This is a genomic window from Meiothermus sp. (assembly GCF_037443965.1).
Taxonomy (GTDB): domain Bacteria; phylum Deinococcota; class Deinococci; order Deinococcales; family Thermaceae; genus Meiothermus.
The window spans coordinates 77,960-101,298 of record NZ_JBBINI010000008.1; the positions used below are offsets into that span (position 1 = coordinate 77,960).

Annotated in this window: 23 protein-coding genes and 1 tRNA gene; 6 read left to right on the forward strand and 18 right to left on the reverse strand. The window is 60.2% G+C overall.

All coding sequences use genetic code 11. The features are described from left to right. Window positions 1–91: 91 nt before the first annotated feature. The 6 genes from apaG to WKI89_RS06450 form a co-directional block, all read right to left on the reverse strand. Window positions 92–490, reverse strand: coding sequence for a Co2+/Mg2+ efflux protein ApaG (apaG, locus tag WKI89_RS06425; protein WP_337868345.1), 399 nt, complete (start codon window positions 488–490; stop codon window positions 92–94). A gap of 350 nt (window positions 491–840) precedes the next feature. Next, window positions 841–1,998: a class I SAM-dependent rRNA methyltransferase gene (locus WKI89_RS06430; protein ID WP_337868346.1), complete on the reverse strand. Its 1,158-nt coding sequence runs from the start codon at window positions 1,996–1,998 to the stop codon at window positions 841–843. A 115-nt stretch (window positions 1,999–2,113) separates the two neighbouring features. Beyond that, a tRNA-Ile gene (locus tag WKI89_RS06435) sits at window positions 2,114–2,190 on the reverse strand. A gap of 43 nt (window positions 2,191–2,233) precedes the next feature. Then, window positions 2,234–2,740 (reverse strand): DNA cytosine methyltransferase, encoded by a 507-nt coding sequence (locus WKI89_RS06440; protein WP_337868347.1) that lies wholly within the window; start codon window positions 2,738–2,740, stop codon window positions 2,234–2,236. Window positions 2,741–2,978: 238 nt separating this feature from the next. After that, complete coding sequence (locus WKI89_RS06445; protein ID WP_337868379.1) at window positions 2,979–3,722, reverse strand: ABC transporter ATP-binding protein; 744 nt, start codon at window positions 3,720–3,722, stop codon at window positions 2,979–2,981. 82 nt (window positions 3,723–3,804) lie between these two features. Beyond that, the gene (locus WKI89_RS06450; RefSeq protein ID WP_337868380.1) at window positions 3,805–5,121 is read right to left on the reverse strand and encodes a S41 family peptidase; all 1,317 of its coding nucleotides are present in this window, start codon (window positions 5,119–5,121) and stop codon (window positions 3,805–3,807) included. Window positions 5,122–5,226: 105 nt separating this feature from the next. On the opposite strand from WKI89_RS06450, the gene WKI89_RS06455 reads away from it, so the two are divergent. The 3 genes from WKI89_RS06455 to raiA all read left to right on the forward strand — a co-directional run bounded on the left by WKI89_RS06455 (window position 5,227) and on the right by raiA (window position 6,915). Beyond that, the gene (locus WKI89_RS06455; protein ID WP_337868348.1) at window positions 5,227–5,400 is read left to right on the forward strand and encodes a hypothetical protein; all 174 of its coding nucleotides are present in this window, start codon (window positions 5,227–5,229) and stop codon (window positions 5,398–5,400) included. 6 nt (window positions 5,401–5,406) lie between these two features. After that, window positions 5,407–6,093: a cell division ATP-binding protein FtsE gene (gene ftsE, locus WKI89_RS06460; protein WP_337868349.1), complete on the forward strand. Its 687-nt coding sequence runs from the start codon at window positions 5,407–5,409 to the stop codon at window positions 6,091–6,093. A 270-nt stretch (window positions 6,094–6,363) separates the two neighbouring features. Then, window positions 6,364–6,915: a ribosome-associated translation inhibitor RaiA gene (gene raiA, locus WKI89_RS06465; protein ID WP_337868350.1), complete on the forward strand. Its 552-nt coding sequence runs from the start codon at window positions 6,364–6,366 to the stop codon at window positions 6,913–6,915. A gap of 158 nt (window positions 6,916–7,073) precedes the next feature. Here the strand turns inward: raiA and WKI89_RS06470 are convergent, their stop codons facing one another. Further along, complete coding sequence (locus WKI89_RS06470) at window positions 7,074–8,717, reverse strand: glycosyltransferase (RefSeq protein WP_337868351.1); 1,644 nt, start codon at window positions 8,715–8,717, stop codon at window positions 7,074–7,076. A gap of 321 nt (window positions 8,718–9,038) precedes the next feature. On the opposite strand from WKI89_RS06470, the gene argJ reads away from it, so the two are divergent. From argJ to WKI89_RS06485, 3 genes are read left to right on the forward strand one after another with little or no spacing between them, the layout of a single operon-like run. After that, entirely contained in the window at window positions 9,039–10,181 is a 1,143-nt protein-coding gene (gene argJ / locus WKI89_RS06475) for a bifunctional glutamate N-acetyltransferase/amino-acid acetyltransferase ArgJ (protein WP_337868352.1), read from the forward strand. A gap of 54 nt (window positions 10,182–10,235) precedes the next feature. Continuing rightward, complete coding sequence (locus WKI89_RS06480) at window positions 10,236–10,694, forward strand: hypothetical protein (protein ID WP_337868353.1); 459 nt, start codon at window positions 10,236–10,238, stop codon at window positions 10,692–10,694. Between the two features lie 20 nt (window positions 10,695–10,714). Next, window positions 10,715–11,365 (forward strand): hypothetical protein, encoded by a 651-nt coding sequence (locus WKI89_RS06485; protein ID WP_337868354.1) that lies wholly within the window; start codon window positions 10,715–10,717, stop codon window positions 11,363–11,365. A 1-nt stretch (window position 11,366) separates the two neighbouring features. Here WKI89_RS06485 and WKI89_RS06490 read toward each other — a convergent pair whose 3' ends face one another. From WKI89_RS06490 to prfA, 11 genes are all read right to left on the reverse strand, one after another. Beyond that, a complete protein-coding gene (locus WKI89_RS06490) occupies window positions 11,367–12,473 on the reverse strand; it encodes a metal ABC transporter permease (protein ID WP_337868355.1) in 1,107 nt (368 codons plus the stop codon). 2 nt (window positions 12,474–12,475) lie between these two features. Next, on the reverse strand, window positions 12,476–13,639 hold the full coding sequence (locus WKI89_RS06495) for an iron chelate uptake ABC transporter family permease subunit (protein ID WP_337868356.1): 1,164 nt from the start codon (window positions 13,637–13,639) through the stop codon (window positions 12,476–12,478). A 44-nt stretch (window positions 13,640–13,683) separates the two neighbouring features. Continuing rightward, on the reverse strand, window positions 13,684–14,451 hold the full coding sequence (locus WKI89_RS06500; RefSeq protein WP_337868357.1) for a metal ABC transporter ATP-binding protein: 768 nt from the start codon (window positions 14,449–14,451) through the stop codon (window positions 13,684–13,686). After that, window positions 14,448–15,407 (reverse strand): zinc ABC transporter substrate-binding protein, encoded by a 960-nt coding sequence (locus WKI89_RS06505; RefSeq protein WP_337868358.1) that lies wholly within the window; start codon window positions 15,405–15,407, stop codon window positions 14,448–14,450. Before WKI89_RS06505 ends, WKI89_RS06500 begins: the two co-directional genes overlap by 4 nt. Continuing rightward, complete coding sequence (locus WKI89_RS06510) at window positions 15,391–16,116, reverse strand: metal-dependent transcriptional regulator (RefSeq protein WP_337868359.1); 726 nt, start codon at window positions 16,114–16,116, stop codon at window positions 15,391–15,393. The genes WKI89_RS06505 and WKI89_RS06510 overlap by 17 nt, the downstream gene beginning before the upstream one ends. A 162-nt stretch (window positions 16,117–16,278) precedes the next feature. Then, window positions 16,279–17,253: a UDP-glucose 4-epimerase GalE gene (galE, locus tag WKI89_RS06515; protein ID WP_337868360.1), complete on the reverse strand. Its 975-nt coding sequence runs from the start codon at window positions 17,251–17,253 to the stop codon at window positions 16,279–16,281. After that, window positions 17,250–18,209, reverse strand: a complete 960-nt coding sequence (locus tag WKI89_RS06520) for a UDP-glucuronic acid decarboxylase family protein (RefSeq protein ID WP_337868361.1) — start codon at window positions 18,207–18,209, stop codon at window positions 17,250–17,252. The genes galE and WKI89_RS06520 overlap by 4 nt, the downstream gene beginning before the upstream one ends. Window positions 18,210–18,352: 143 nt before the next feature. Then, complete coding sequence (locus WKI89_RS06525; protein ID WP_337868362.1) at window positions 18,353–19,750, reverse strand: UDP-glucose/GDP-mannose dehydrogenase family protein; 1,398 nt, start codon at window positions 19,748–19,750, stop codon at window positions 18,353–18,355. A 233-nt stretch (window positions 19,751–19,983) separates the two neighbouring features. After that, on the reverse strand, window positions 19,984–21,381 hold the full coding sequence (locus WKI89_RS06530) for a mannose-1-phosphate guanylyltransferase/mannose-6-phosphate isomerase (RefSeq protein ID WP_337868363.1): 1,398 nt from the start codon (window positions 21,379–21,381) through the stop codon (window positions 19,984–19,986). Between the two features lie 201 nt (window positions 21,382–21,582). Then, complete coding sequence (locus WKI89_RS06535; RefSeq protein WP_337868381.1) at window positions 21,583–22,050, reverse strand: NUDIX hydrolase; 468 nt, start codon at window positions 22,048–22,050, stop codon at window positions 21,583–21,585. Window positions 22,051–22,080: 30 nt separating this feature from the next. Then, window positions 22,081–23,169: a peptide chain release factor 1 gene (prfA, locus tag WKI89_RS06540; RefSeq protein WP_337868364.1), complete on the reverse strand. Its 1,089-nt coding sequence runs from the start codon at window positions 23,167–23,169 to the stop codon at window positions 22,081–22,083. Between the last annotated feature and the right edge of the window lie 170 nt (window positions 23,170–23,339).

Sequence of the window (23,339 nt, forward strand, 5' to 3'; positions counted from 1 at the left end):
GGTGCGCCCATCTATCACCAGTACCCAGCCTTTGGTTGCCCGGCGGGCCTGGGCCTACTACAGGACTAGGATGCCAAGGGATTGGCAACGGCTAGTTCAGCAAGCGCGAGGAAGGATGCGGAAGCCGTAGAGCAAAGGCCGGAATTTCTACCCGAAATAGCTCACCCAATGTGTTTTGGAAGGTGTAATACCCCTGCATTGAACCCGGTGGATGGGCGATGGGACAAAAGCTGTTGTACTGGTAGCTTTGCCCCGGCTCCAGAATGGGTTTTTCGCCCACCACGCCCTCGCCCTGCACGTGTCCTACTTGGCCGTTGCCATCGTGGATGAACCACTCGCGGCTCAACAGTTGCACGGTTTCTTGGCCGCGGTTTTCCAGGGTGATAAAATAGATGAACACATGCTGCCCTGGTCTGGAATGTTGCTCGGCATACACCACCTCTACCTGGATGTGGATGGTATCGCGGATGGGCAAGTGGGCTTCCTGCACACCCCCAGCATAAACGGCCCTCGGCGTCTGATACCGTTTCCGCTTGAATCCTTCACCGTTGGACGTAGTCAGAGGTGAAGGATTCAAGCCGACCGAAGGGAGTAGAAAAGCATTTCGGTAGTATCGTTTAGGCTTGCCGAAGCGAACGATACTGCCGAAATGCGTATGACTATGAGCGATGCATTAGGAATTGTGCTTCATCGAAAGAAGGATGTGGCAAGGTGTGTTGAGTGCAGTCAATCAGGCTGCCCATTTTCGGGGGCAACTATCGGCCCTGGTGCAAAACCTGGGATATCCGACTCCCTCCACCGAGTTGGCAGACTATTTTGTCGAACTTGAGCTGATGCTTCCTACAGCGGGTCGTCCTGAAAAAGAACCGTTTTGAGGTAGAGCGACTCCGGTACGTGCAGGCTCCAGGGATGGTCGGGGGGATTGTGGTGGATGGCATGAACCCGCAGGCGGCGGCCTTCATCGGCACTGGCCCGGCGGGTGACCTCCAAGAGCGCATCCACCCCCAGGTAGTACGCACAGCTCGAGAGCCACAGCCAACCCTCCCGATCCAGCAGCCTTAGGGCAGGCCGTAGCAAATCCACCAGCAGCCGCTTGACCCTGGGCAACTCCTCGGGCTTTTTGACCAGGGTGGGGGGGTCGAGCAACACGTGCTGGAAGGGGGGCGTTTTGCTCCTCGCCAGGTTTTCCAACACTTCCAGAGCGTCTCCCTGGCGTATATCCACCCGCAACCCCTGCATGGAGGCTACCCGATCCAGCACTGCCAAGGCCTCCAGGTCTTTGTCCACCGCCAGGGCATAGGCCCCCTTGCGGGCGGCCCGCAGGGCAAAGGCCCCCACATAGCTGTACACGTCCAGCACGCGCTCACCTGGCTTCAGCATCTGCTCGAGCCGCCTGCGGTTCTCGCGCTGGTCAAGGTAGTAGCCGGTTTTTTGTGCCAGCAAAAGCGGGATGGGGAAGACCAGCCCATCCTCGTTCACTTCCAACACCGGCGGAACCTCGCCGTAAAGGATGCCCACCCGCTCGGGTAGCCCTTCTTGCCGGCGGCTATCCATATCGGAACGCTCGTAGATGCCCACCGGTGCTACCGCCTCGATCAGGGCCGGCAGCCAGGTTTCCCGCAGGGCCTCCATGGCCCGGTTGCGCACCTGTACCACCAGTACCCCTCCAAAGCGATCCACCACCAGCCCCGGCAGCCCATCGGCCTCGGCGTGTACCAGGCGGTGAAAGGGGTCTAGCTGGGCCCGTTTTTTCTGGGCCCGCTCGAAGCGCTGCAGGAAGAATCTTTTATCGAGCGGCCCCTCGTCGAAGCGGTAGACCCGCACGGCCACGCGGCTTCTGGGGTCGTAGTAGCCCACCCCCAGAAAAACCTGTTCGCTCGAGAAAACCTGCACAATCCCCGCCCCCTCCGGCGCAGATTCCAGTTCGTCGGCAAACAGCCCCGGATAGAAGTTGCGTACCTTCTTGTCTTTGCCGGTTTTGGTGATGACCCGTTGCACCCCATGAGCATAAAGAAAAATCCCCACCGCAGGATGGGGATACCGGTTTTAGCTCCAAAACCACAACCCTCCGGTGCGGATTTGGAAGGTAAGCCCCTTTTGACAGGGCAAGGTTTGGTGGGCCGTGCAGGACTTGAACCCGCGACCTGGCGATTATGAGTCGCTTGCTCTGACCAACTGAGCTAACGGCCCCCAACTGTGGCAAAGGCTAGTCTAGCGGATATGCCCCTTTTGCTCAACGCGGGGGCGGGGGGTGCTTGTCCTGGCCGGTAATCTGATCCTCGAGCTCGCCGATATAGGCGGCCAGGGTATTGCCCGCCTTTTCAATGTCTTCACGCAGCTCGTGCTCGACCCGGTCAATGCGCTCGACCACCTCTTGCAGCTTGGTCTCGAGCCCCGCCGGGCTTTGGGCCTTGAGGGTGGCCAGCTCGCCCTCGAGCCACTTTTTCAGTTCAGAGAAGCGGCTGGCCTCGGCCTCGTCGGCCAGTTTGCGGGCCGAAAGCAGCTCTCGAGCGTATTTCTTGACCTCGAGCAAAGCCGCTGTCTCGAGCCCCACGGTGTACAAGAAATACACCACCACCAGCACCGCCATCACGGTCAGCATCACAACGCCAAAAGGCGCCGTCACCTGGGTGAAAAACAGCGAAAGCGTCTTTTCCTCGCTAAAGACCGCCCAGTTTCGCCAGGCAAATAGCGCCATCACCACGATCAGAACCAACAGAAAGACATTGCGCCCACGCATCTTCGGCCTCGAGGGGATTATATCTTTTCCTACAAAGTACACGTCAGCCGTAACGGTGCTTTTTACTCACTTTTCCAGGAGGTTCTACTGGCCGACGACCCAAAACTTCCCCCTGCACATTACACCTGGCACTCCAGAAGGAGCCAGCCCATGCAGCGCTGGATTACGTCTTCCACTGGCTTTGACGATCAATTTCTGCTAAAAACAGAGCGCATACACCGTTGCCAGGCGTACCCCCCTAGACGAGCAGGGGTTCCGTTTCGTGCGCGTCTTCGGTGAGGCGCAGGAAGAATTCCTCCAGGTCGGCGGAACCGTGCTGGTGGAGTAACTCTTTGGGAGAACCCAGGGCCAGCAAGCGGCCCCGGTGCACCAGGGCCACCCGGTCGGCGACCTGCTCGGCCAGATGAAGCTGGTGGGTGGCGTAGAGCACCGCCCGCCCGTCCTTGGAGTACTCGCGCAGCAAGTCCTTAACCAGCCGGGTGGCGTGGGGGTCGAGCCCCACCATCGGTTCGTCCAGAATAAGGGCTTGGGGAGCGTGCAGAAGGCTCATGGCCAGCGAGAGCTTTTGCCGCATACCGTGCGAATAGGTCTCGATCAGTGAGGAAGCAAAGCGGTCGAGGCGGAACTGCACCAGCAGCTCTTCGATGCGGGCCTCGGCTTTTGGCCTGGGGAGGCGGTACACCCCAGCGGCAAAGCGCAGGAGCTCGAGGCCCGACAGCTTACCGTACAGGTAGGGCCGGTCGGGCACGTAGCCGAACTGGGCCTTGGCCCGCACCGGGTCTTTCCACACGTCCACCCCGCCCACCAGCGCCCGGCCCCGGCTGGGCCGTAACAACCCCACCAGGGCTTTAATGGTGGTGCTTTTGCCCGCGCCGTTGGGGCCTAACAAAGCCAGGGTCTCGCCAGGACGTGCTTCCAGGTTCAAGCCGTCCAGGGCCACAAAGGGGCCGTACCGCTTGCTGAGGTCTTCCAGCCGGATCATCGCCACAATTAAAGCCTAAGGCCGAAAGCTCCAGGCAAAGGTGCAAAACCTGCTTTTGCGCTTTCGGCCAAGCGTAACAGCGTTATCGAAGCTCTTCCAGCGCCCGCCGCAGGATGGCGTCTTTGTTCAGGTCAACCTCGGCCTGGCCGCGCTCGGCGGGCAGGTTGACCGCGGGCCGGGGCTGGCTGAAGTTGTACTTGCCCTGGGCGTCGGCCCTGGTCGTAAAGGTCTGGCCGCCAATGGTGATGGTCACGTTTTCACCCGGCTTGGCCCCGGTACCCTCGAAGGATACCGGTACTTCAAAGCGGGTATCCTTGACCTCGATATCGGGCTTGATGCCCTCTTTGTTGATGCCCCGCCGCTTGGGGGTGAGCCACTCGAAGGTGACCAGGGTCAGGTCGCCGCCGTTGGCCAGGTCAATCACGTTTTGCCCCACCCCTTTGCCAAAGGAGGTTTCGCCGATCACCTTGGCCCGTCCAGTGTCCTGCATGGCCCCGGCCACGATCTCCGAAGCCGAGGCCGAGTTGCCGTTGATCAAGACCACCATCGGCCCGCTCCAGGCTATCTGGCCGTTGGCGTCACAGTAGAGCCGGGTTTCGTTGCGGGTGCGGGTATAAACGATGGGCCCCTCGCGGATAAAGGCCCGTGCCACCTGGCAGCCCTGATCCAGCAGACCGCCACCGTTGTCGCGCAGGTCGAAGACCAGCTTCTGCACACCCCGCTGCTTCATCTCGTTCAGGGCCGCATTGAGCTGCTCGATGACGCGCACGTTGCCGAAGGTTTCCAGCGCCACGTACCCCACGTTGCCGGGCAGGATGGTCTTGGAGACCGAGATGATCTCGACCCGCTGGCGGATCATCTCGAAGCGCAGGATGGCGTTGGTGCCCTCGCGGCGGATGCCGATGGTGACCTTGGTATTTTGCGGCCCCCGAATCTGGGCCACAATCTCGTTGAGGTCGAGCTTGGTGACGTCCTGACCGTTGACCTCGATGATGACGTCCCCGGCCCGGATGCCCGCATTGAAGGCCGGTAGGCCCCGGATGACCCCCTGTACCCGTGCGCCGCCGCCGTTTTCGTTGGGGGCCAGGGTCGCGCCAATGCCAAAGAACTCACCCTGGATATCCTGGTTGCGCAGATTGGCCCGTTGGGGCGGGGAGTAACTGGTAAACTCGTCGTCTAGTGCGCCCAGCATGCCCCGGATGCCGCCCTCGAGCACGCGGTTGAGCTGGTCGGCCTCGAGGCGGGTCAGGTATTGGTTCTGGATCAGTTGATAAGTCTGTACCAGGGCTTGTCCGTTGGGGTTGCGGTTGAAAGCCTCGGCGACCCCCCCTGAGAGTTGGGCATAAACCAGGGCAGCCAGAATGCCACCCACCACGATTATCCAGGCTCTACGCTTCATGGTTTCGTTCACCTAAGACAACAGTGTAGCGGCAATGGATGAGAGCGAAGTGTTCATTAACGGACAAAGGGCAGAGAGCAAGCGTGAAAGGTGTAGGTTTTTTCGGTGAACTACCTCGTGCACAGCGCTACCCGGCGCACAGCGCTACCCGGCGCACAGCGCTACCCGGCGCACAGCGCTACCCGGCGCACAGCGCTACCCGGCGCACAGCGCTACCCGGCGCACAGCGCTACCCGGCGCACAGCGCTTCTCCCGAGGCCCTTGTCCGTAGTACCCTAAGTACCGATGATCCACTTCCACCGGGTGACGCTCGAGTACCCCCGTACCCAGACCAAAGCCCTGTTCGACCTGAACCTAGAAATAAAAAAAGGCGAGTTCGTATTTTTGGTCGGCCACTCGGGCGCCGGTAAGTCGAGCCTGCTCAACCTGATTCTAAAGCGCCTCGAGCCCAGTTCCGGAGCGGTGTATTTCGCGGGAGAGAACCTTAAGGCTCTGTGGGGAGATCGTATTGCCCTGCACCGTCGCCGGATTGGGGTGGTGTTTCAGGATCACCGGCTATTGAAAGACAGAACCGTTGAGGAAAACCTGCTTTTTACCCTGCGCGTCCTGGGCGTTCCCAAAACCGAGTGGGATACCCGTGCGACCCGTGTGCTACGCCAGGTGGGGATTGTGCACAAGAAGCGGGCCTACCCCGAGGAACTCTCGGTAGGGGAGGCCCAGCGGGTGGCGATTGCCAGGGCGCTGGTGGGCGACCCCCAGGTGCTCTTAGCCGATGAGCCCACCGGCAACCTCGATCCGGCCAATGCGCTGGCGGTGCTGGAAATTTTCAAGTCGGTGCATGCTCGAGGGGCCACCGTGCTGATGGCAACCCACTCCCGTGATCTAGTGGAAGCCTATCCCCAGCGGGTGGTGGTGCTCAAGGCCGGGCAACTGGTGCGCGACGAACGGGAAGGGAAGTATAGCCTGGTGTAATACCAGTTCCGCTTGAACCCTTCATCTTTGGGTGCAATCAAAGGTGAGGGGATCAAGCCGACCGAAGGGCGTAGGAATGTATATGAGTGAGGCAGTTGGACAAATATCCCTCATTTGGCAGTGGTAGTATTGAGCTACCAGGCGGAGGGCATTTTGAAAGCCTAAAGCATCGTTTCGGGAATCCCAAATCCAGTGGAGGTTTCCGAGTTGCCTTCACCACCCCGAAGCCCAGCCTGGCAACCCAACTCGGAGCACGATTGGAGGGCGAGAATGAACGTCTACAAGCTGGTTGGTCGTCAAATCGAGATTACCGAGGCCCTCAAGAACTACCTGGACAAGAAGATGGCCCGGCTGGATCGCCACTTCGAAGACAACGCAGAAGCTCGAGTGGTGCTCTCGATGGCCCAGGGGGCACGGGTCGAACGCAAGGCCAAGGCCGAGATTCAAGTCAATGTGCCGGGGGGCATGGTGCGGGTGGAGGAGTCCGACCCCGACATGTACGCGGCCATAGACCGCTCGATTGACCGCCTCGAGTACCAGCTCAAGCGCTATAAGGAACGCCATTTCCAGCGGGTTCGCCAGCCGGCGCCCGAGCCGGTATTGATGGGGGCTGGACAGGTCGAGCTCGAGGAAGAAGCTGTACCCCGTATTGTTCGCACCAAGCGCTTCAATATGAAGCCCATGACCCCAGAGGATGCTGCCTTTGAGATGGAGGCCCTGGGCCACGATTTCTTTGTGTTCCGCAACTCCGAGACCGAACAGATCAATGTGATTTACCGCCGCCGCGACGGCGACTATGGTCTAATTGAACCCACTGCTTGAGCTGCCGAGACCCCCCACCTGCTGTGCAGGTGGGGGGTTCATTTCATCCCATCCCCTATCGCACTCTTCACAGACGTTGCCTCCCATCCGGGAGGCAACTGTGCTGTGCGGGACAAAGCACTCGAGTTATGGGCGGCTCAATAGTTGTGAAGAGCACTCTAAAGCATAGTATCGGTAAGAACGGTAGGGTTTTTCTCTTGGTTGACCTGTGCCGATTTGCGGTGGTGCAGGTCGCGGGGGTAATAGGTAGGGTTGCTGAGAGCCTGGGTTTGCTTGGCAACGGTGGCAGCCATTTTGGTCCAGCGTAGCTCGGCCAGTCGCTTGCGCAGTGTTTGCTCGCCGATGAAATTTTCGGCGACCAGGATTTCCCCCAACCGAGGGCGGTATACGCCAAAGTCCTGCATTTGCATGGCCAGTGCGAGCTGATTGGCAGAAATATCGTTGTAGAAGAGCAGTTGATCGCCCAGCCGCAGGCGGTTGGCCTCAAGGTAGGGCTCACCCATATAGGTGGGTTTGGCTTTGGAAAACCCTTTGATCAAGCCCTCTAAAATCCAGCGCAGGGGAAAACCGGGGGGTAGCAGCAGGGTTTTGCGGGCTTCTTGGGGGCCGTAGAGGGTTCTTACTGCCCTGTAGCGCATGGCCCCCCGCACCATCCAAGTTGCGGCAATGAGTGCGAGCAAACCTTCCAATGCTGGACTGCCTGCCCCAGGCCAGCCAAAGAGTTGGGCCAAGAGGGCGTAGACCAAGGTGGGAAAACCGATCAGATGGGCCAGGTTGAGTAGGGCATGGGTGAGCCTAGGGGGCAGTAGCAGCCGAGCATTTTCGGCCAGGGGGCGGCCCAGCAGCAGCCTGAGCAGTGGCAGACCCAGGCCACAGACCCAGCGCAGGTGGTGTTGGCCCCAGACACTGTGAGGGCCCGGCGACTGCCTGACTGCAATAATTTCACGCCGTGTTTGACCGTTATCGTCCATCCGCCGGATGGGCTGCAAGTGAAAGTGAACCGGCTGGCCGATTCGCCACAGCCGCAGGGCGGGGTCGAAGGGGGTAGCCCCTGGCTTTGGGTCGAAGATGTGGCCGTCGCTGGCCATCTCGGGTAAAAGGCTACGACGCACAGCAAACCCGCTGGGGGCGCACGGCACAAAAAACCCCAGGGCTTCCCGAACCGGCAGGTGGCGAAGTTGCTCTTCGGCTGAATCGCCGGTATAGACAGCATTAAGCAGACCTTTCCAGAAACCGCCCTGGGACGGGAGGGTCAGCACCGGCAGTTGCACGGCGGGATACTTGCGCAGCAGGGTGCTGTAGAGCTTGAAGGTGTAGGGATGTATTACATCGTTTGCGCTGTGGAGGGCAACGACCTCGAACTCGAGGCGGTTGCTGCGCTCGAAGCGCTCGAGGTAGCTAAACAGGGTGTTGAGCAACTGCCCCCTGGACGTAGGGCCAGGCCCATCCGCGACCACCAGGTGTACATTGACAAACTCCTGCGAGAGGGTTTCAACGGCCTCGAGGGTCTCGGGGTCGTTGGGGTGCACCCCTACGAAGAAGTCGAGGTGCAGGGGAGAGTAGTTGGTGTAGCCAAGCGTGGCCCGGATCATGGGGGCAATGTTGGCGTCCTGCCAGGTAGGCAGCAGAACGGCCATGCGCTTGGGTTTATCGGCCTCGAGCTCTTCGGGGGTTAGGATGTGGTTTTTGAGCTTGCGGTAACGCAGCAGATAGATCAGATCGAATACCAGCTCATCCCAAAAAACCAGCGCGTACACCAGCAGTACACCAGTCACTAACACTCCAGCCAGCACCTCATTCATGATTCCTCCACCCAAATAGAACCGGGGTTGAGACCCAAATGCTCAACCCCTGCAATTGCCGCTATGGTATCGCATAAAAACCTGTTGTGTGCGAAATGTAGCGGTTTAACGCCCACTTTATGCGAGCGTAACGTTGCGATTAGGACGTACCTCAGGTGGACGAGACCCGAAAAACCGCCTCTAAAGCGGGCTTTTGACCTACCTAAACTGTGCTTTTGCAGGCTTTGCCCGTTTCATACCGGTTCCGCTTGGGCGGCGTGCCCCGGTTGATTTTGAACCCACCGCTTCTCTTACTGCCGGGCCTGAGGATATGCTGCTGCTATGCGACTCCCGATCGGTTTTCGCGCCGGTGCAACCCAGGCCGGCATCAAACCCTCTGGCAAGCCCGACCTGGCCCTTTTGGCCTCGGGAACTCCCTGTAACTGGGCTTTTGTGGGAACCCTGAACAAAGCCGCTGCGCCTTGCGTGGCTCGAGGCCGCCAATTGCTGGCCGCTGGCCGGGGCCTACAAGCCATTGTGGTCAATGCCGGCAACGCCAACTGTGCCACAGGTGAGCAGGGCATCTGGGCCGATGCACGCATGGCCGAACTGGCAGCGGCACAGCTACAGCTGGCTCCCGAGATGGTGCTGACCGCCTCTACCGGGGTGATTGGGCAGCCCTTACCGGTGGAAAAAATCGAGGCCGCTCTGCCCCAGATTCGGCTGGGACTGGAAATAGACCCCTTCATGGAAGCCATCCTGACCACCGACCTGGTGCCCAAGATGGCCGAAGCCACCCTCTCGAGCGGGGCGCGGGTGGTGGGGGTTTGCAAAGGGAGCGGCATGATTGCCCCCAACATGGCCACCATGCTGGCCTATATCGTCTCGGACGCGGCGGTTTCCCAAGAAGAGCTACGCCGGGGCTGGCAGGGCGTGGTGGACAAAAGCTTCAACCAGGTGACCGTGGACACCGACACCTCCACCAACGACATGGCCGTTTTGATGACCAACGGCGCGGCGGGGCCGGTAGATTTAGCCGAGTTCTGGCAGGCGGTGGAAAGGGTTTGTGTGGAGCTGGCCCGCAAGCTGGCCCGCGACGGCGAAGGGGCTACCAAGCTGCTGACCGTAAAGGTAACCGGGGCCAAAAGCGACGCGGAGGCCCGCAAGGCTGCTCTCTCGGTAGCGGCCAGCCCTTTGTGGAAAAGCGCGGTCTACGGCAACGATCCCAACTGGGGCCGCGTCATGATGGCCCTGGGCAAGGCGGGGGTGGCGCTCGAGCCCGACAAAGTGCGCATTACTCTGCAGGGCATCCCGCTTTATGCAGGGAAGGTGCTCGAGTTCGACCGGGCTCAGGCCAGCCAGGCCATGCAAACCGAAGAAGTGCTGGTCGAGGCCGACCTGGGGCTGGGGGAGGGGCAGGGAATGGCCTGGGGATGCGACCTCACCGAGGGCTATGTGCGAATTAACGCGCTGTATACTACCTAAAGTAACGCAAAAATAACGCGAAGGTGTTAGACTACGTTCGGAGGTGAGCAAAAAATGAAACGTTTAGCACCGTTGGTTGTGTTGTTTGCGCTGTTGTTTGGCTCTCTCGGTAAGGCCCAGTCGGATGGTTTTGGCCTCTACTCGGGCTTCCCAACTTGGCTGGGTGTACAGTACCAAGTCAGTAACTTCCGCGTGGGCGCTGGTCTTGCATTTGCAGGGCTGGGGGCTGGGGTGGATTACATGTTCCTCGAGCAAGCCATTCCAGCCGCACCAGGCTTTGACCTGAGCTGGTACGCCGGCGCTGGGGCCTCTGTGGGCCTTTGGACCTTCAGTGGTGTGGGCGGCATCTACATCTTCCCTCATGGTCTAGCGGGTATCGAATATGCCTTTCCGGGACAACCCTTTAGTGTCTATGGCGAGCTCCAAGTTGGCTTTGGCATCTTTACAGGTGGCGTGGCAGGGGTAGGTGGCCTGGACTTTAACGGACGGGCCGGCCTAATTTTCAGACCCTGAGTAACTGTTAGGATGAAGGGGTGCGGTACGCGCCCCTTCTTTTGTTATTGCTGCTTTCGGCTTGCCAGCGGCCGGGGGATACCCAGCCGCCCCTGATTGGTATCACCCAGCCCAAAAGCGGGGTGCTCTCCCAGCGCTCGTTGCAGGTACAGGGGTACGCCCTCGACGATGTGGGGGTGCAAAGCGTGAAGGCCGGTGGAAAGGAACTGCTTCCCGAGGCCAGCCGGGGGCAGAAGCTGGTGCGCTTCAGCTTCCGGGTGCAGGCCCCGCAGTCGGGGCAGGTGGAGATCAGGGTAGATGCCACCGATACCAGCGGCCAGACCCGCACCGTGCGCCTGCCGCTGGTGCTGGATGCCCGCCCGCCGCAAATTGTTATCGAGCGGGCCGAGCGCGTCGTTACCGTGGTGCAACCGGCCCGCAAGCGTACCCTGCCCGATGGCACCGAGGAGGAAATCCCGGCCCGTACCGAGTCTACGCTGCAAATTTCCGGGCGGGTGCTGGATGACACCGGGGTAGACCGGGTCACCCTGCAGTACGACCGCACCTTTAGCCCGCTCTCGCTGCCCAAGGGCAAAGAGGTCAGTTTTTATGTGGAAGTGCCGGTGCGCCGCGTGACCCTCATTGCGGTGGATGCAGCCGGCAACCGCACCAGCGTGGCGGTGAGCCGCTGAGCTACCGATCGAGTTGAGGCTGGGCACTAACGGCAAGGCCGCTGTGGGTTGGGCGCAGCCCTTCCCGCACCACCTCGAGCCAACCCGCTTGCAGGGCCTTTTCTCTGGCTTGCTTGAGAAACCGAGGGTTCCAACCAAACTCCTCGAGCACCTCCTGTTCGGGAACCGGCTGGCTGTGATGGGCCAGGTGCGCGACCAGTAGGCGGGCGGCGACCTCGAGGCGTTGCCGATCTCGGCGCAGACGGCTGGTCAGGAAACCTTCCAGAGGCGAGAAGAAGAAGGCCAGGGCAAAGCAGATTCCAGCTACGGCTGCCATCATGCCGGCAATGGAAGCGTCCAGCCAGATGGCCAGCGCATACCCCGCCAAGCTGGAAATAAAACCGATCCCAACAGCCAGGGCAATCATGACCGGTAGGCGCTGCGTAAGTAGGTAGGCGGTGGCGGGGGGGATAATCAGGAAGGCTACAATCAAAATAGCCCCTACTGACTGGAAAGCCCCCACCGAAGTGAAGGAGACCAGGGTCATCAGGCCGTAGTGCAACGCGCCGGGCGCAAAGCCCAGCGTGGCGGCCAAACCCGCATCAAAAGTGGAGAGCTTGAGTTCTTTGTAGAACAGCAGTACGAACAGCAGGTTGAGCAGGGTCAGTGAGCCCATCACCAGCCACGACTCGGGAATTTCCCGGCCCCACAGGGTCAGATTGTTGAAGGGTGCATAGGCAATTTCGCCGTAGAGCACGGCGTCCATATCCAGGTGCACGTTGCGGAAATAGAGCGAAACCGCCAAGACCCCCAGGCTAAACAGCGCGGGGAACACAATGCCGATGGCCGCATCGTTTTTGACCTTGCCGGTGCGGGTCAGCCATTCCACCAGGGTGACGGTAGCGAGGCCCGCAGCAGCGGCCCCTAGCAAGGCCGGTAGGGTGGCCCGCTCACCGCCGGAGAGCCAGAATGCCAAAACGATACCCGGCAGCACCGCATGGGAGATGGCATCGGCCATTAGAGCCATACGGCGCAGCACCAGAAAGGTGCCCACCAGGGCCGAGGCCGTGGAGACCAGAATGGCGGTGAGGATAATCACGAGATCGGCGTTCATACGAAAATCGGGCATGGTCAGGAGGGATTAGACCCCAGAAAGGTTGCCGGTGGTTCGCCCTTGGCTCTGGGTAAAACACGCATGGCTTGTTCTAGCTCATGGGCTTTCTGGTCGCCCGCCGGCGTGAGGGCCAAGCCCTTCTGGCTCTGTTGTACCCAGCCCAAAGACCGCAGCGCCTCGAGGTGCCGCTGGGCCATTGCCACCGATTCGCGGCGGCGTTCCGCCAAGGTCTGCGGGGTCAGGACATCGTGGTTGTGCAGCACATGGGCGTCCAGCAGGAGGCGCTCGAGGTGGATCCGGCGGCGGTTTTGCCGGGTGCGGGCCCAGTCCCACACCAGCCCGCGCAAGGGCGCGAAGAAGAGCGAAACCAGCAGAATCGCGCTGATGGAGAGGATAACCAATGGTCCGGTGGGCAGGTTTTCACGGCTGGCCGAGATCAAAGCCCCGCTCACACCGGCCATGGCTCCAAACAGGGCCGAGAGCCAGATCATCGTCCCCAACCGGTCGGTCCACTGCCTTGCGGCAGCAGCCGGGGCAATCAGCATAGCGGCCATCAAGACCACCCCTACCGTTTGCAGCCCTACCATGACCGCCAGTACCGTCAGCGAGGTGAGCAGGGTACCCAGGCCACGCACCGGCAGACCCAGGCTGACGGCATAGCCAGGGTCGAAGGAAAGCAGTTTGAACTCTTTGTAAAGCAGGCCCACGACCAAAAGTGCGATTCCGCCCAAAACTATAAAGTTCAACACATCCGATGCCAAGATGGTAGCAGCTTGTCCGAAAATGAACTTATCCAGCCCGGCTTGGTTGGCATTGTTCCCATGCTGGATAAAGGTCAAGAGGGCGATGCCAAAACCAAAAAAGCTGCTGAGCATCACCCCCAGGGCTGAGTCTTCGGGCAGCCGGGTATTGCGCAACACGGCCAACACCAGCAAAGAAGCCAGCCAACCGGCCAAGCCCCCTCCCAGGAGCAAGATGAGCGGTGCTTTGGAGCCGGTAAGGATGAAGGCCAGGCAGATACCCGGTAGCGCAGCATGGGCCAGCACATCTCCCAACAAACTTTGGCGGCGGAGCATGGCAAAAGCTCCCAGCACCCCGCCAATCACGCCCAACATGGCCGAACCGAGCGCCACATTGCGCAGGGTGTAGTCGGTAAAGATCTGGGATACAAGTTCAAACATATAGTTTTTATTGCTATAACGATGGCGCCGAATCAAAGCGATGGTTAGGAAACCATAATCATGCGTTCGCCATACGTCCGTTTTAGGTTCTCGGGAGTGAAGGTCTCGTCCATCGGCCCGCTGGCAATGACCTGCACGTTGAGCAGGGTCAGGTGGTCGAAATAGGCCCGCACGGTTTCTAAGTCGTGGTGTACGACCACCACGGTTTTCCCATGTTCCTTGAGTTCATGCAGCACTCTCAAAATGGCATCTTCGGTAACGGCGTCTACCCCGGCAAAGGGCTCATCCATAAAATAGAGGTCGGAGTCCTGGGCCAGGGCCCGGGCCAGAAACACCCGTTGTTGTTGTCCGCCTGAAAGCTGTGAGATTTGCCGCCCGGCGAACTCGCTCATCGAGACTTGCTCCAAGCAGCGCAGGGCTGCATCGCGCTCGAGCTTCCCTGGTCGCCTGAACCAGCCCAACTTGCCATAGAGTCCCATCACTACCACATCCAACACACTGGTGGGGAAATCCCAATCTACCGAGCCACGCTGCGGTACATAGCCAATTCGGGAACGGGCTTCGACCAGCGTTTGCCCGAAGAACTTGACTTGCCCGGAGGCTTTGGGTATCAGCCCCAGTACGGCCTTAATCAGGGTGGATTTACCCGCCCCGTTGGGGCCCACGATGGCACATAACTGCCCAACGGGTACTTGCAAATCCACGTCCCAAAGAACAGGCTTTTCACGGTAGGCTACCGTGAGATCACGCACTTCCAACGGAGCTAAGCTCTGAGACAAAAGCGCTTTAGGGTTGGATTGGGTGTGGATCAAGGGGTACCTCCCAACAACCCACCTACGATGGTGCGGATGTTGTGTTCCATCATGCCCACATAGGTTCCTTCGGGGGTGCCGGGATTGCCTGCAGCATCGGAAAACAGTTCGCCTCCCACCGCGACATTCCAGCCTTTGGCCCGCACAGCTGCTATCACTGCATCAATAGCCCGCCGGGGCACGCTGGACTCCACGAAGATGGCGCGAATTCTTCGCTGAATAATAAAATCGGCCAATTGTTGTACATCGCGGGTTCCGGCTTCGGCCACTGTCGAGACCCCTTGCAGCCCCCGCACCTCGAGCCCGTAGCGCCGTCCAAAGTATTCAAAAGCGTCATGGGCGGTGATCATCACCCGCTGCCCAGGGGGAACCCGTGCGATTTGCTGGCGAATAAAGGCATCGAGTTGATCGAGGCGCTTGCTGTAGGCCTCGGCATTGGCTTGGTAGCTGCTGGCCCCCGCGGGGTCTACTTTGCTGAGCGCGTCGCGCACGCGACCCACCGTTAGCTTCCATAAGGTTACATCGAACCAGACGTGCGGATCGTAGGTGTACTGACCCTCGAAACCTCCAGGAGGTTGGATCAGGCGTTCGCGCGGGATGGCATCGGTTACCGCGATGGCCTTGGGCAGCCGTTCCAGAAGTTCCATCATTTTGCCTTCGAGGTAGAGACCCGAGTAGAAGATTAGGTGGGCTTGCTGCAACTTGCGCACATCCCCAGCTGAAGCCTTGTAGAGGTGGGGGTCAACCCCAGCTCCCATCAAGCCCTCTACGCGGACACGGCTGCCGCCCACTTGCTGCACCAGATCGGTCAGGAAATTAACCGTAGCCACGATTCGGATGGGGGTCTGTCGCACCGGCTGGAGCTGGGCAATTTTGTCGGGTTGCTGGGCGGAAGCCTGGGAAAAAAAGCCCAGCGTCAGCAGCAACAGCATCGAAGGTCTAAATAGGGTCCACATATGAATCTCCCTCGAGGTGTATCCATAGCACCTGGGCCAGGCTAATGGGCAGAAGGTAGCGCTCCTTACCCACGCGAACTCGGCTTCCCTCGGCTATGTGTTCCAGCAATTGAACCTGAGCGCCGGGTTTGAGCCCCAGATGGGCAAAGAGGTTGAGCGAGTCCTGATCCTGGGTGGCGACCCGTGCCACCATGCCATACTGGCCGCTTTGCAAGGCTGCCAGGCGGCGGTTGGGGATGGTTTGAGGCAGCTCGAGGGCCGCGCTGGGAATGAGGTCGCCGTGGGGGTCGTGAGAAGGGTGGCCCAGCCACTCGGCGATGCGCTGTTCAAAAGCTTCGGAGATGTGGTGCTCGAGCTTTTCTGCCTCAGCGTGGACTTCTTCCCAGCCATATCCCAAAGCTTGGTGCAGATAGGCCTCGATGAGCCGGTGGTGGCGGAGCACCTCGAGGGCCACCTTATAGCCCGCCTCGGTGAGCCGCACGCCCCGGTAGGCTTCGTACTCCACCAGCCCCAGCTCGGCCAGCTTTTTGAGCATCCCCGTGACCGAAGCGGGCTTAACCTGCATCCGGTCGGCTAGGTCTTGAGTAGATACAGCTAGGGTATCTTCTAATTTTCCCATTCCCGCGCCCCCGCTGCCCAGCAAGAGCACCTGCTTCAGATAGTCTTCCTGGGCTTCGGAAAGGGGTGTTCTGGCAGTTAGTTCGCTCATGGCATTCAACCTGGTTTCCGGATTTAGGTAAGACTTACCAAAAAAGTATAGAAAGTTTAGGCTAGCCTAAAAAATTTGTCAAGGGTTGGCCCCGACTGCCCTGAAGAATCCTCGGCGAGGAAGTCCTTAAGAGAGGCAGCGGCTGGGTGAATTTTGAGTGGACTACTGCCCTCGACTGTTGGCGAAGCGCCAGGCCGTCTCGACGATCCGGTAAATGTCTGTGTATGAAGCCTCCCAGCCCAGTACCGTGCGGGCTTTGGTAGGATCCGCGACCAAGGCGGGAGGATCCCCAGCCCGGCGGGGGGCTTCCTCGGCGGGTACTTTGCGGCCTCCTACTTGTTCCACTGCGGCGATGACTTCGCGCACGCTGTGGCCTTTACCGGTACCCAAATTAAAAGCGGTAGATGGGCCGCCCTCGAGCAGGTACTGTAAGGCCCGCACGTGGGCATCGGCCAGGTCCATCACGTGAATGTAATCGCGGATGGCGGTGCCGTCGGGGGTGGGGTAGTCGGTACCAAAAATCTTGACCGGGGGGCGCTTGCCCAGAGCGGCATCAATCACCAGGGGGATCAGGTGGGTTTCGGGGTCGTGGACTTCGCCAATTTCGCCCTCGGGGTCGGCCCCGCTGGCATTGAAGTAGCGCAGCGCCACCCAGCCCATGCCATAGCACTCGCCAAACCACTTGAGCATCTTTTCCCCCATCAGCTTGGACTCACCGTAGGGGCTGATGGCCGACTGGGGAAAGTCTTCGTGGATGGGAACCCGCTCAGGGATGCCATAGGTGGTGCACGAAGAGGAGAACACGATATGCTGGACGTTCGATTCGTGCATGGCCTCGAGCAGGTTGAGCATGTTGGCTACGTTGTTGCGAAAATACTTTGCTGGGTTCTGCATGGACTCGCCCACATAAGCATTGGCGGCGAAGTGAATCACCGCGTCAATTTGGTGGTCGTGCAGGGTTTGCAGAACCGCCTTTTTATCGGCCAGATCGGCCTCAACAAGTGGCCCCCAGCGCACGGCCCAGCGGTGGCCGGTGCTGAGGTTGTCCAATACCACCGGGGTATAACCGGCTTTCTTTAGGGTCTTGGCGGTATGACTGCCAATATAGCCGGCGCCACCTACAACCAAAACGTTCATGGCTGAATCTCCTGGGGCAGAGCTTCGTCCAGCAGACCTCGAAAATAGGCGATGGTGCGGGCCAATCCCTCTCGCACCGGAACCTTGGGCTCCCAGCCCAGCAACTCCTTGGCACGGCGGATGTCCGGGCGGCGCTGGCGGGGGTCGTCCTGGGGTAGCGGTTGGTAGGTGAAGGGGGTCTTGGAACCTACCAGCTCCTGAATCAGTTTGGCGAGCTGGAGCATGGTGTACTCTTCGGGGTTGCCCAGGTTCACGGGCTGGTGATACTCCACGTCCATCAGACGGCGAATGCCCTCGATGAGATCGTCCACGTACTGAAAGCTACGGGTCTGGCTGCCCGTGCCGTAGATGGTGAGGGGCTCTCCCCGCAAAGCCTGGACGATGAAGTTGGTGACCACCCGCCCATCCTCGGCGTCCATGCGGGGGCCATAGGTATTGAAAATGCGGATGATGCGGGTCGAGACCCCTTTGGCCTGCTGGTAGGCCGTCGTGAGGGTCTCGGCGTAGCGTTTGGATTCGTCGTAGATGGAGCGGGGCCCAATCGAATTGACGTTGCCCCAGTAGGTTTCGGGCTGGGGATGTACCAGAGGGTCGCCGTAAATCTCAGAGGTGGAGGCCAGAAAAAACCGAGCGCCCTTTTCCACCGCCAGGTCGAGCAGGTGGCGGGTGCCCTCACCGTTGACCAGCAGGGTCTCGAGGGGCAGCTTGAGGTAGCGCGGGGGTGAGGCGGGCGAAGCAAAGTGCATCACCCAGTCGAGGGAACCCTCCACGCTTAGCGGCTTGGAGGCATCGGCCTTGATGAAGTGAAACCGGGAATGCTGCGAGAGCAGGGCAATGTTGCGTGGCTGCCCGCTGCTGAAATCGTCTACACCGATGACCTCGTGCCCCTCGAGCAGCAGCCGCTCGCACAGGTGGCTCCCCAGAAAACCTGCTGCACCAGTGATGAGTATTCGCATCTAGTAAACCTTTCGTACCGGGCCAAACCCGGTTTTATAGCTTTGGTTCAACCGCGGTTATGGGCCTTGTGCTTCGGGCCTCGAGCCGCAGATGGGCAGTCTGAGCGAAAAGTGCAAACATTTGGTTTGCAAGCCCCTGAGAATCATCCCTCTGCCGTGACCAACTGCGGGTTGGTACCCGTGCCCACCCCCACATGGTGGAAACCGGCCCTGGTCAGGCGCCCTTTATCTAGGAAGTTGCGCCCGTCCACCACCAGGGGTTTCTTCATGAGTTTGGCCATGCCTTCCCAGTCGAGGTCGCGGTAGACGGCCCAGTCGGTGACCAGCACCAAAGCATCGGCATCCTCGGCCAGGTCCATCACGCTCTCGCAGTACTCGACGGCCAGATCGGGGTTCTGTTCTTTGGCCTGCTTTAGGGCAATGGGGTCGTGGACGCGCACCCTGGCCCCGTGCCGAATCAGGCGCTCGGCCAGGTCAAGGGCTGGGGAATCGCGCAGATCGTCGGTGTTGGGCTTGAAGGCCAGGCCCAGCAGGCCAATGGTGCGGCCCTTGAGAATCTTGAGCTCATGCTGGAGTTTCTCCACCATGCGTTCGCGCTGGCGGTAGTTCACTTCACGGGCGGCCTGCACGATGGGCATGATGAGCCCATACTCCTTGGCTGTGGAAACCAGCGCGGCGGTGTCCTTGCCGAAGCAGCTCCCCCCCCAGCCGATGCCGGCCTGCAGAAAGCGCGGGCCAATGCGGCTGTCAAGGCCAATGCCACGGGCAATCTGGGTGACGTCGGCTCCCACCCGCTCGGCTAGGCTGCCGATCTCGTTGATGAAGCTGATCTTGACCGAAAGGAAGGCGTTGGCGGCGTACTTGATCAGTTCCGCCGAGGCAAGGTCGGCGGAAATTAGCGGAACTGCCTTCATGGCGTTGGGGCGGGGCTGGAAGGCCGGTTCGGCGAAGCTTTGCTCGATCAGGGGGCGGTAGAGGTTGTAGAGGGTCTCGAGGGCTTCCCCCCGCTCGGCCCCTACCACGATGCGGTCGGGGTAGAGCGAGTCGTAGATGGCCGAGCCCTCGCGCAGGAACTCCGGGTTGGAAGCCACTGCAAAGTTGCCCTTGGCCTTCTTGCCGTGCTTGGCCTCGTACGCGGTTTGCACCAGCGACTCCACCCAGTTGCCCGAGCCGATGGGCACGGTGGATTTGTTCACAATTACCACGAACTTGACATTAAGATGCTGACCGATGCCCTCGGCGGCGGTCTGCACATAGCGCAGGTCGGGGCTGCCATCGGCAGCGGAAGGGGTGCCCACCGCAATGTAGATCACATCGGCATCTGGCACAGCTTCGGCATAGGAGTCGGTGAACTTCAGGCGTTCCCGGGCTAGGTGCATGAGTTCCTCGAGGCCCGGTTCGTAGATGTGGGCCTTACCGGCTCGCAAAAGAGCCAGCTTCTTCAGATCCACATCCACACAGGTCACCTGGTGGCCGATGTAGGCCAGCGTGACCCCCGTGGTAATGCCTACATATCCAGTACCGATAACCGCAACTTTCATAGCCTTCATGCTTGACTCCTCTAGTCGTATTCCATCCAGAGAGGATGGACTATCCCAAAGCTGTTGTACAGTGTACAGGGCTCTGTGGCCGACCTAGCAGCCAAATATCACAGCCCATTAGGAGAAGATGCCTCATAAGCGCCATTTTTACGCTGTAGCGTTACAGAAGAGTGAAGGTAGTGGGAAGAATTCACGCCTAGATCGCTTGGGATCCCATTGTCCGCAGACTACAGTTACACATGGCTGTCCAGCCGCTGGGCATCGTCTTCTCCCAGATACTCGCCGGTTTGCACTTCGATCAAGACTAAGTCCAGCAACCCAGGGTTGATGAGTTGATGGGCCACCCCCGCGATTGCACTCACCGACTCGTTGGCCCGTAAGATTCGCACCTGGCCATCCAGCCAGATCTGGGCGGTGCCCCGCAGCACCGTCCAGTGTTCGCTGCGGTGGTGGTGCAAATGGTTGGAGAGGGCCTGGCCTGGCTTGACCACCACCCGCCGTATTTTGAAACCGTTGGTTTCTTCCAGGGTCACGTAGCTACCCCAAGGGCGCTGGATGGTGCGGTGGCGACGTACCGTGTCGTGTTTGGAGTGCGTGAGTTGCTCCACTACCTTCTTCACGTCCTGTACTTTGTCGCGCCGGGCCACCAGCAGGGCATCGCGGGTATCCACGATTACCAGATCGTTGGCTCCAATTACCGCCACCACACGGTCTTCGGTCTGGACAAAGGTATGGGTGGTCTCGAGCAATACCGCCTCGCCCAATACCCGGTTGCCCGCGGCATCGGGCGGCACCATCAGGGCGGCCGCGTCCCAAGAGCCCAGATCGCTCCAGCCCAGGTTGGCCGGCACGACGGCCACCCGCTCGGCTTTCTCCATCACCGCATAATCCACCGACTCGCTGGGCACTTGCTTGAAAAGGGGCGCATCCAGATAGGTCACGTCCCCCTTCTCGCTGCCCTGCCAGCAGGCCAGCACCGCCTCAAACATCTGGGGCTGGAGTTTTTCCAGAGCTTCCAGATAGACCTTTGCCTTGAAGCAAAAGATGCCTGCGTTCCAGTAGTAGCGCCCGGTCTGTAGGTAGGCTTCGGCGGTGGAGCGGTCGGGTTTTTCTACAAAGCGGGCCACCCGATAGGCGTGTTTATTGAGGGGAGCACCCTGCTCGATGTAGCCAAAGTTGGTAGCGGGGTAGGTGGGCTCAATACCAAAGGTGACGAGGTAGTTGTCGGCAGCCACGGCAGTAGCCTGGACAACCGACTGCGCGAACAGGTCTTCGTGTTGGATCAGATGGTCGGCGGAGAGTACCAGCAGTACCTCCTCGGGGTTGCGTTCGGCCACGGCCAGGGCGGCCATGGCGATGGCAGGTGCGGTGTTGCGGCGCAAGGGTTCTATAACAAAAGAGGTCTGTACCTCGGACAGCCCCAAGGCCTGGTATTCGCTCGCCGTGCTGAAATAGTATTCCTGGCCCGTGACCGTGAGCACCTGCTGGGCTCCTGCCCGCACTGCCCGTAAAAAGGCCTTTTGTAAGAGGCTCTGCCCATCGGGCAGCTTCATGAAGGGTTTGGGGTATTGCTCCCTCGAGACCGGCCATAACCGAGTGCCTGCCCCGCCCGAAAGAATGACTGCGACCATACTTGACCTCAAAATAGAAACCAACAGCGCACCAAGGCATAGTGTACGAATGGGTGTTGCTTGGGAAGGGTCATATGTGGCTTGAAGCAACGGCCAGCTGCGAACCACTTGCGATCCAGTCTTGTAGAAGGTTGATTGCAGTGGCCCTTACGTCACAGCATAGAGCCGCTTGAGGGATCGTCGTGGAAGGTCACAAGGTGTTCAAACCTTGGTTCCCTCACCACCCCAGCTCGAGTACGCATAAAAACGGCCCCGCTCCCCGCGGATATAGTCCATGAGGGGTTCCAAAAGAGGCCGGTGCTCGTCGAGTTTGACCGCGACCTCTTCTGGGGTAAAAAAGCGGGCCTCCACGATGTGCCCATCGGGGTCTTTGGGGTTGAGTAAGCCTTCGTAGTCGGCGCGAAAGGCCATGGCGATGGTGCGTTCGCTCTTACGATAGTCTTCGACCTGAATCACATAAGCCAGATGTTGAATCCCCCTGACCCGCAGCCCGGTTTCTTCCTGCACTTCCCTTGCAATCGCAGCCGGGATGGTCTCCCCAGCTTCGACCATTCCGCCAGGCAGGGTGTAGCGCACCTTGCCCCGACGGCTCCAGTCGTTGGCGACCAGCAAGACCCGCCCCTGCTTGTCCATCAGGATGGCTGCTGCCACCAATAGGTCACGTCGCAACCCATGCATCTATAGCCTGCCTTTCGTGTCCTAGGCGGACTTGGAAGATGCCGTCTGGGGGGCTGAAAGAGCCTCGAGCTGCCGCTCTTGGTCGGCTTTGCGCAGGGCCTCGTGCAGCTTGGAGAGGTCGCCGGCCAGCACCCCTTCCAGGTCGTGGGTGGTGAAGCCGATGCGGTGGTCGGTCACGCGCGACTGGGGGAAGTTGTAGGTGCGGATCTTCTCCGAGCGCTCGCCCGCCCCAATCTGGGCCAGGCGGTCTTCCCGGCGGCGGGCGGCTTCCTCAGCCCGCTTCATCTCCAGGAGGCGCGAACGCAGGATGGAGAGGGCTTTTTCTTTGTTTTTGATCTGGCTGCGCGACTCCATGCAGGAGACGATCATGCCGGTGGGCTTGTGCAGAACCTGTACCGCCGAGTCGGTGGTGTTGACCCCCTGCCCCCCCGGCCCCGAGGCCCGCGAGACGGTGATCTCGAGGTCGGCGGGGTCGAGCTCTACGTCCACTTCCTCAGCCTCGGGCATCACCGCCACGGTGGCGGTGGAGGTGTGAATACGGCCCTGGGTCTCGGTGGCGGGCACCCGCTGCACCCGGTGCACCCCGGCCTCGTACTTCAGGTAGCCATAGGCCCCCGGCCCGCTCACCTCGAAGACCACCTTAGAAACCCCCCCCAGGTCGGTGAGCGAGGTGTCCAGAACTTCGACCCGGTAGCCGCCCTGCCGGGCGTACTCCATGATCATGTCGCGCAGCTCAGCGGCAAACAGCGCGGCCTCCTCGCCCCCGGTGCCGGCCCGGATCTCCACGATGGCGTTCTTCTCGTCGAGGGGGTCTTTGGGCAGCAGCAGCAGCTCGAGCTCGGCTTCCAGCTCGCGGATGCGGGGCTCGAGGGCCGCGATGTCAGCCTGGGCCATCCCGCCCAGCTCGGGGTCGAACTGCAGTTCGCGGGCCTCCGCTAGGTGGGCCAGGGCTTCTTTGTACTGGCGGATGGTATGAACCAGATACCCCATATCGGCATAGCGCTTGCTGATACGTTGATACTCCGCCTGATTGGTGAGCACCGCCGGGTCGGCCAGTTGCCGCTCGAGCGTTTGGTACTCGGCTTCTAGGGATTCAAGTTTCTCTAGCATAAACGGTCACTGTCTACCAGAATAACGCGAATGCTGCTTGGCTGATAGGTGATGGCCTTCATAGAAGGCACCAGGATCTTCAAGATTTGCTAAAACAGCACCTTGCACCCTACCGCACACATTCGGCTTAGGGGTAGGCAATATTGACTTTTCCAAATGCAGTATAGAAG

What these genes read in the sequence shown, in the direction of transcription:
- WKI89_RS06440 (WP_337868347.1), bottom strand. Translation starts at nt 2,740, where the DNA reads ATGCGTGGGCGCAATGTCTTTCTGTTGGTTCTGATCGTGGTGATGGCG.
- WKI89_RS06445 (WP_337868379.1), bottom strand. Translation starts at nt 3,722, where the DNA reads ATGATCCGGCTGGAAGACCTCAGCAAGCGGTACGGCCCCTTTGTGGCC.
- WKI89_RS06450 (WP_337868380.1), bottom strand. Translation starts at nt 5,121, where the DNA reads ATGAAGCGTAGAGCCTGGATAATCGTGGTGGGTGGCATTCTGGCTGCC.
- ftsE (WP_337868349.1), top strand. Translation starts at nt 5,407, where the DNA reads ATGATCCACTTCCACCGGGTGACGCTCGAGTACCCCCGTACCCAGACC.
- raiA (WP_337868350.1), top strand. Translation starts at nt 6,364, where the DNA reads ATGAACGTCTACAAGCTGGTTGGTCGTCAAATCGAGATTACCGAGGCC.
- WKI89_RS06470 (WP_337868351.1), bottom strand. Translation starts at nt 8,717, where the DNA reads ATGAATGAGGTGCTGGCTGGAGTGTTAGTGACTGGTGTACTGCTGGTG.
- argJ (WP_337868352.1), top strand. Translation starts at nt 9,039, where the DNA reads ATGCGACTCCCGATCGGTTTTCGCGCCGGTGCAACCCAGGCCGGCATC.
- WKI89_RS06480 (WP_337868353.1), top strand. Translation starts at nt 10,236, where the DNA reads ATGAAACGTTTAGCACCGTTGGTTGTGTTGTTTGCGCTGTTGTTTGGC.
- WKI89_RS06490 (WP_337868355.1), bottom strand. Translation starts at nt 12,473, where the DNA reads ATGCCCGATTTTCGTATGAACGCCGATCTCGTGATTATCCTCACCGCC.
- WKI89_RS06495 (WP_337868356.1), bottom strand. Translation starts at nt 13,639, where the DNA reads ATGTTTGAACTTGTATCCCAGATCTTTACCGACTACACCCTGCGCAAT.
- WKI89_RS06505 (WP_337868358.1), bottom strand. Translation starts at nt 15,407, where the DNA reads ATGTGGACCCTATTTAGACCTTCGATGCTGTTGCTGCTGACGCTGGGC.
- WKI89_RS06510 (WP_337868359.1), bottom strand. Translation starts at nt 16,116, where the DNA reads ATGAGCGAACTAACTGCCAGAACACCCCTTTCCGAAGCCCAGGAAGAC.
- galE (WP_337868360.1), bottom strand. Translation starts at nt 17,253, where the DNA reads ATGAACGTTTTGGTTGTAGGTGGCGCCGGCTATATTGGCAGTCATACC.
- WKI89_RS06520 (WP_337868361.1), bottom strand. Translation starts at nt 18,209, where the DNA reads ATGCGAATACTCATCACTGGTGCAGCAGGTTTTCTGGGGAGCCACCTG.
- WKI89_RS06525 (WP_337868362.1), bottom strand. Translation starts at nt 19,750, where the DNA reads ATGAAAGTTGCGGTTATCGGTACTGGATATGTAGGCATTACCACGGGG.
- WKI89_RS06530 (WP_337868363.1), bottom strand. Translation starts at nt 21,381, where the DNA reads ATGGTCGCAGTCATTCTTTCGGGCGGGGCAGGCACTCGGTTATGGCCG.
- prfA (WP_337868364.1), bottom strand. Translation starts at nt 23,169, where the DNA reads ATGCTAGAGAAACTTGAATCCCTAGAAGCCGAGTACCAAACGCTCGAG.